Raw genomic sequence first — 6,415 nt, 5'->3', positions numbered from 1 at the left:
AGAAGCTATGTCAGAACTGACCCAAGAGGGTGTCTTGCAAACGGAAGACGATGTCTACGCGCTGCCTGCCTCTTTTTCGCAGCAGCGGCTCTGGTTCATCGACCGGCTGCTCGACGAAAATGCCCTCTATAACATCCCGTTTGCCGTCCGCTTCACCGGGCGCCTGAATGTTCAGGCGCTCGAGGCGGGCATTCGGGAGATCATCGCGCGGCATGAAGTGCTGCGCACCACGTTCGAAGTGGAGGAAGAGGAACTCGTACAGCTGATTTCCTCCTCCTTCGACTTCCAACTGCCGCTGGTGGAGCTGCCCAAGCTCCCGGCGGCGGAGTTGGAAGCGACGGTCAAAACACTGGCGACCGAAGAGGCGAACCGCCCGTTTGACCTGTTCACCGGCCCGCTCTTGCGCGCCAAACTGCTTCGCCTGCACGATGCCGAGCATGTGCTCTTGTTTACCGTGCACCACATCATCTCCGACGGCTGGTCGATCGGCGTGCTGATGCGCGAACTTGTCGCGCTGTACAACGCCTTCTCCGCCGGACAGCCTTCACCGCTGCCCGACCTGCCGATCCAATACGGCGACTACGCGATCTGGCAGCGCGAGTATCTGGAAGGGGAGACGCTGGACACGCAGGTCAACTACTGGAAGGACAAGCTGAGCGGCCTCACGCCGCTGCAATTGCCGACCGACTTTCCGCGCCCGCCGATGCAAACGTACCGCGGCGCCGCCGAAAGCTTTGAACTCCCGGAAAAAGTGGCCTCGCTGCTGCGCTCCTTGAGCCAGCGGCACCAAGTCACCCTGTTCATGACGATGCTCGCCGCGTTCCAGCTGTTCCTCGCCCGCTACAGCGGCCAGGACGACATCGCGGTCGGCACCCCGATCGCCGGGCGCACCAGCGAAGAGACCGAAGGGCTGATCGGCTTTTTCGTCAACACGCTGGTCATGCGCACCGAGGTGTCGGGCAGCCTGACGTTTGACGAATTGCTGGCCCGCGTCTGCGAGACGGCAGCCGGAGCCTATGAACATCAGGACTTGCCATTTGAGCACCTCGTCAAAGAGCTGCAGCCGGAGCGCGACATGAGCCGCTCGCCCCTGTTCCAAGTGCTGTTCGCGCTGCAAAACGCGCCGCAAGGAAACATCGAGCTGCCAGGCGTGACGGTCAGCCCGGTCGAATTCGACTACGACACCGTCAAATTTGACTTGTCTCTGCAACTGAACGAAGGGGACGGACGCCTCTCAGGCACCTTTTCCTACAATACCGACCTGTTCGCCCGCGAGACGATCCTGCGCATGATCGACAGCTTCCAAACGCTGCTGGCCGGGATCGCAGAAGACAGCTCCCAGCTCGTCACCGATCTGCCGCTTTTGTCCGATACGGAACGCAATCAACTGCTGAACATCTGGAATGATACTTTTACCTCTTATCCGCAAGAATCAATTCATCAGTTGTTTGCCCGCCAAGCCGCACAAACGCCGGACAGCATCGCGCTGACCTTTGGAAATGCAGAGCTGACCTACCGCGAACTGAACGAACGCGCCAATCAGACGGCCCGCTTCCTGCAAAAGCAGGGCATCCTGCCGCAAGCGCGGGTCGGGCTGTGCATGGAGCGCTCGCTGGAACTGATCATCGCCCTGCTCGGCATTCTCAAGGCGGGTGCGGCCTACGTGCCGATCGACCCGTCCTATCCGTCCGACCGCTTCTCGTATCTGGCTCAAGATGCTGAAGTCGCCGCGCTGCTGACCCAAGCGCACCTGGCAGACAAACTGCCGCCGAACCTGCCGAACGTCTTCACCTGGGAGACGATCGAATCAGCTGCAGCAGGCGAGAGCGGGGAAGAGCTGTCGGTCGCCATCGACCCGGAGCAGCTCGCCTATGTGATTTACACCTCCGGCTCGACCGGCTTGCCCAAAGGCGTCTGCATCCCGCATCGCGCCGTGGTGCGGCTGGTCAAAGAGACCGACTATGTGCCTTTTACAGCAGATCAGGTCTTCTTGCAATTCGCTTCGATCTCATTTGATGCCGCCACCTTCGAAATCTGGGGCGCTCTGCTAAGCGGCGCGCGCCTTGCGATCTACCCGGCCGAACTGCCGACGCTCGCCGAACTTGGCCGCGTGCTCCGCGAACAGCAGGTCAGCGTGCTCTGGCTGACGGCCGGCTTGTTCCACCAGATGGTCGACGAGCGGCTCAGCGACCTGTCCGGAGTCTCCTACCTGCTGGCAGGCGGAGACGCACTCTCGGTCGCGCATGTGAAAAAAGTGGTCGGGCAGCTTCCGCACACCAAGCTGATCAACGGCTACGGTCCGACCGAAAGCACGACGTTCGCCTGCACGCACACCGTGGCAGAGGAAGCGGAATTGAAAACATCGGTGCCGATCGGACGTCCGATCGCCAACACCACCGTCTATGTGCTGGATGCATCCGGCCGCCTCGTTCCATCGGGCGTGCCAGGTGAACTGCACATCGGCGGCGACGGTCTGGCCATCGGCTATCTGAACCGTCCGGAGCTGACCGCCGAGCGATTTGTCCCGCATCCGTTTGCAGCAGGGAAGCGCTTGTACAAAACGGGCGACCTCGTGCGCTGGCTGCCCAACGGCACGTTGGAATTCCTCGGCCGCCTCGACAACCAGGTGAAAATCCGCGGATTCCGCGTCGAACTCGGCGAGATCGAAGCGGCGCTGGCCGCACATCCGCTGGTGCAAGAGGGTGTCGTCATCGCCCGCGAAGACGAGCCCGGCGACAAACGCCTCGCCGCATACCTGACCGTCCTGCCTTCCGCAGAGCTGGATGGGAGCACGGTACGCGCGTATCTGAAGACACACCTGCCGGAGTACATGATTCCGTCCGCGTTTGTCGTGCTCGACACGCTTCCGCTGAACGCCAACGGCAAAGTGGAGCGCCGTCTGCTGCCGCAGCCGGACTACACCAGCCACAGCGTCGAATACACCGCGCCGCGCACCCCTGCCGAAGAGGTGATCACCAGCATCTGGTCGGAAGTGCTGCACACCGCGAACATCTCCGTCCACGACAACTTCTTCGAGCTTGGCGGCCACTCGCTGCTCGCTACGCAAGTCGTGTCCCGCCTGAACAGCGCATTTGAGATCGAACTGCCGCTGAAAAGCCTGTTCGAAGCGTCAACGCCCGCCCTGCTGGCCGAATGGATCGAAGGAGCGCGCGCGGAAAAAAGCGGCCTGACAGCGCCGTCGATGGTCCAAGCGTCCCGTGACGGACAACTTCCGCTGTCCTTCGCGCAGCAACGTCTCTGGCTGGTCGACCAGCTGATGCCGGGATCGCCCGCCTACAACATTCCGTACGCGGTGCGCTTAAACGGCACGCTGAATCGCTCCGCTCTGGAAACGGGCGTCAATGAGATCATCTCCCGCCATGAAGCGCTGCGCACCACGTTTGCCGATCTGGACGGCGAACCGCAGCAGATCATCGCGCCGCACGTGCCGCAGACGCTGCCGTACAGCGACCTGCGCAGCTTGCCGGAAGGGGAGCGCGACAAAGAACTGCAGCGCCTGATGCAGGAACACGCCGGACGCGCGTTCGATCTGGGCGCAGACAGCCTGATCCGCCTGCACTTGGTGCAGACGGCAGACGAAGGGCACGTACTGCTGCTCAACATGCACCACATCATCTCCGACGGCTGGTCGATGGGCGTGTTCACCGACGAACTCTGCCAGCTGTATACAGCAGCAGTAAACGGTGACGCGTCGCCGTTGTCCGAACTCTCGCTGCAATACGCCGACTATTCGGCGTGGCAGCGCAACTGGCTGCAAGGCGATGTGCTCGACCGCCAAGTGTCGTACTGGAAAGAGCAGCTCCACGCCTTGCCGGTGCTGGAACTCCCGACCGACCGTCCCCGTCCTGCCGTGCAGACACACAGCGGAGCAAACGAAACGTTTGCGTTGACCCCGGAACTGTCCGAGCGTCTGGTGAGCTTGAGCAAACGCAAGAATGTCACCTTGTTCATGACCTTGCTCAGCGCCTTCCAGACGCTGCTCGCCCGTTACAGCGGTCAGGACGACATCACCGTCGGCACTCCGGTCGCCGGACGCAACCGCCAGGAGACAGAAGGGCTGATCGGCTTTTTCGTCAACACCTTGGTCCTGCGCGCCAACCTCTCGGGCAACCCGACATTTGCCGAACTGCTCGACCGCATGCGCAGCGTCACGCTCGACGCCTACGCGCACCAGGAAGTGCCGTTTGAAAAATTGGTGCAGGAACTGCAGCCGGAGCGCGACATGAGCCGCTCACCGCTGTTCCAAGTGATGTTCCTGCTGCAAAACACGCCAAAAGGAACGGTCGACCTGCCGGGCTTGACCCTGTCCGGAGTAGAATTCGACCGTCCCGTCTCCAAATTCGATCTGTCGCTTGGCCTCTCCGAGACCGAAACGGGCATCGTCGGCACCTTAACCTACAACACCGGCCTGTTCGATCAAGCGACGATGCAGCGCCTGATCCTGCATTTCACAAGTCTCTTGCAAGCGTTCGCCGACAACCCGGAGCTGCCGGTCTTCCAAGCGCCGCTGTTGACCGCAGAGGAGCGTCATCAACTGCTCGTCGGGTGGAACGACACGGCAGGGGAGACGGAAGCAGAACTGTGCATCCACGAGAGGTTTGAAGCGCAGGCCGCACGTACTCCCGAAGCGGACGCGCTGGTGTTCCAAGACACCGTCTGGACATACGGCGAGCTGAACAAGCGCGCCAACGCCCTCGCGCATTTTCTGCAAGCAAAAGGTGTGGGCCCGGAAGTCATCGTCGGCATCTCCGCCGAGCGGTCGCCGGAGATGGTCATGGCCGCTCTGGCCGTCCTGAAAGCGGGCGGAGCGTATCTGCCGCTCGATCCGACCTATCCGAAAGAGCGCCTGAACTACATGGTGCAAGATGCCAAGCCAATTCTGCTGCTGGCTCATCAGGCTTTGGCCGATCAACTGCCCGCCTATGAAGGCGAAGTGGTGTGGGTAGACGCAACCGACAGCGCATTTGCAGCCTGCCCGGAACACAATCCGCAGCACACAGCCGCTTTGCACAACCTGTCATACGTCACCTACACATCCGGCTCGACCGGCAACCCGAAAGGCGTGCTCTCCACGCATGGCGGGGCGGCCAACTTCCTGCGCTACATCGCAGGCAGCTACGGTCTTAGCGAAAAGGATACCGTGCTGCAGCTGGCTTCCTTCTCCTTTGACGCCTCTGTGCGCGACATGATCGGGCCGCTTTTGACCGGGGCAAAAATTGTCCTGGTCCGCGATGAAGAAGTCAAGCATCCACCCGCGCTGCTCGACCGGATCGAAGGGCAGGGCATCACTGCGATCCTGAGCATCGTGCCGGCCTTGCTCCACGCGCTGACCAAAGCGGCGCTCGACGCAGGCCGCCGCTTCCCGAACGTGCGCCTCGCGCTGGCCAGCGGCGAAGTCCTTTACGGCTACGTCGTGCAGCAAGCCCAGCAGGTGTTTGGCGCAGACGTGCTGGTCGTCAACCAATACGGCCCGACCGAATGCACGATGACGTCCACGTACAACCCGATTCGCGGCGAGGAGAGTCTCCGCACGACGATGCTCGCCGGTCGTCCGATTCCGGGCAACCGCCTGTACGTGCTGGATGCGTTCATGGAACCGGTGCCGGTCGGCGTCGCCGGGGAAGTGTATCTGGGCGGGGCAGGCGTCACTCGCGGCTACTTGAACCAGCCGGAGATGACCGCTGAGAAATTCCTCGACAACCCGTTTGCCACAGGGGAGCGGTTCTACCGCACCGGCGACAAAGCGCGCCTGCTGCCAGACGGCAACCTGGAGTTCCTCGGCCGCTTCGACAACCAGGTCAAGCTGCGGGGCCTGCGCATCGAGCTTGGCGAGATCCAAGCGGCGCTGACCGCACATCAGGACGTGCGCGAATCCCTGGTCATCGTAGGCGAAGATGCGGGCGGCGACCAACGCCTGATCGCCTACCTCGTGCCAGAAGCTGGGCGCGAATTGACCCTGCAAATCATGCGCAGTTTCTTAAAAGAAAAGCTGCCCGAGTACATGATTCCGTCCGCCTATGTGACGCTTGATGCCATGCCGCTGACCCCGAACGGCAAAATCAACCGCCGCGCCTTGCCGCTGCCGGTGCAGTCGTCATCTGCCGAATATGTCGCTCCGCGCTCGCCGATCGAAGAGACGGTCTGCGCGATCTGGAGCGAAGTGCTGAATGTCGAACAGGTTGGCGTGCACGACAACTTCTTCGAACTCGGCGGCCACTCGCTGCTCGCCACGCAGATCATCTCGCGGATCAACGCGGCGTTCCAGCTGAAGATCTCGCTGCAAAGCCTGTTTGAAGCTTATACGGTGGAAGCATTGTCTGAAATCATCGAAACCGCGCTGTTTGAAGAGATCATGAAAATGGAAGACGGAGGTATTTGATTGGATAAGAAAGCT

1 protein-coding gene is annotated in these 6,415 nt (G+C 61.5%); it reads left to right on the top strand.

The window, feature by feature from the left end; translation table 11 throughout:
• Window positions 1–7: 7 nt before the first annotated feature.
• Complete coding sequence (locus tag CBW65_RS19140; RefSeq protein ID WP_087458201.1) at window positions 8–6,400, top strand: non-ribosomal peptide synthetase; 6,393 nt, start codon at window positions 8–10, stop codon at window positions 6,398–6,400.
• The last annotated feature ends 15 nt before the right edge of the window (window positions 6,401–6,415 follow it).

The organism is Tumebacillus avium (assembly GCF_002162355.1).
Classification (GTDB): Bacteria; Bacillota; Bacilli; order Tumebacillales; family Tumebacillaceae; genus Tumebacillus_A; species Tumebacillus_A avium.
The sequence above is the reverse complement of the archived record's forward strand: the minus strand, read 5'-3'. Positions and strand labels throughout refer to the sequence as shown.